General features: G+C 55.2%; 1 pseudogene. It reads right to left on the bottom strand.

Annotated features, from left to right (window positions below):
* Positions 1-1,339: pseudogene (locus AC4FWB_RS34175) on the bottom strand (hypothetical protein); the annotation flags it as partial.

Genomic DNA, 1,339 nt, shown 5'->3' with positions numbered 1-1,339 from the left:
AGCGTGACGGAAAGCGGTCGGACCGCCAACGATCCCGCCGGAGGCAAACATGTCAACCACACCGCCACGTGCGAAGCCGAATATTGACCCGAAAATTTGCCCGAGCGATCCTAGGAAGCCGCCCGCGCCGGAGCCGCCGCCAACCGCTGCCGTATTGATCTGGAACAGGGCGTCAAGAACGTCGTTCAGAAGCTTGTCAACGATCTTATTGAGCGCGTTTAGCGCCGCGTCGCCGAACGATTTCCAGAACCCTTTGCCTTGCTGGATACCTTGGGCGAAATCCTGGAAAAATCCCTTGGTAATGTCCTTGGCGAACGACATAGCCTCGCGGACGTTCTTAACCTCCGTTTCGAGCGCCGCCATTTGCGCGGCTTTGTCTTTCAATTGGCCGATTTCATCCGGCGAAAGATCGATACCTTTTTGGTTCGCTTCGTTGAGCAATTGCGTTTCGTATTTCAGTTCCGCCGCCGCTTCGGCGGTCATGCCGATTGCGTCGCGTTCGGCCTGCAATTTTGCAATATTGTTGTCGGCACCCGTCGCAATATCCTCGAATTTTTCCGCGTCCGTTTTGCCGCCGTGGCGACCTTGCCGCGCCAGACGTGCCGCTAGTTTATCCTCGAATGCGCCTTGGTCTTCCCGGTTCGGTGCGCTATCTGGCGACGGCGCATTGTCGGGCAATGGAAAATTCGGATCGAAACCAAGCTTTCCGCCGCGAATAGAGCGACCATTCGGCGAACCGCCGACAAAGCCAAACAGACGTTCCGTTTCGTTTGCCAGACCGGCAATCGTGGGGATAAGCGCCGCCGCTTGACCTTTCAAACCGACCAACATTTGAATAAACGCGTCACCGTTTATTTGCGCCTTGGAAAAGGCGGTTTGAGACGCGGTAATCATTTCGTTGAAATCGTCAACGGTAACGCTGCCGTCTGCAATTTTCGCCTTCAATTGCTCGAATTTATCGCGCAAATCGTTCGCGGAATTGTTCGCGCCGATTGTAATCAATTTATCCTGCATATCCGCCAATGCGGCGGACGCATTATCGAAACCTTGCGCAAGCGAAGCGGTTGACCGCTCGCGAGCGGCGGCGAGCGCGTCTAGCTTTTCCTGTTGATCTACCAACGCTTGCTGTTGATCGGCGTACGCTTTCAACGCCGGGAGAGCGATCCCCCATTGTTCTGCGACTTTCTGGATTAGCTCCGCCTGTTTTTGCAACGTGGCTTCACTCTGTTGACCGCCCGTAAAAACGGACGAAAAATATTCAACAGCCACGGCGGTCAGCCCGACCAATCCAACCGTTACAAGCGAGACGGGAGTTACAAGCGAGGCAAACCCGCCAACA

The organism is Mesorhizobium sp. LEGMi-168a (assembly GCF_058312955.1).
This window is presented reverse-complemented; position numbering and strand designations above follow the sequence as displayed.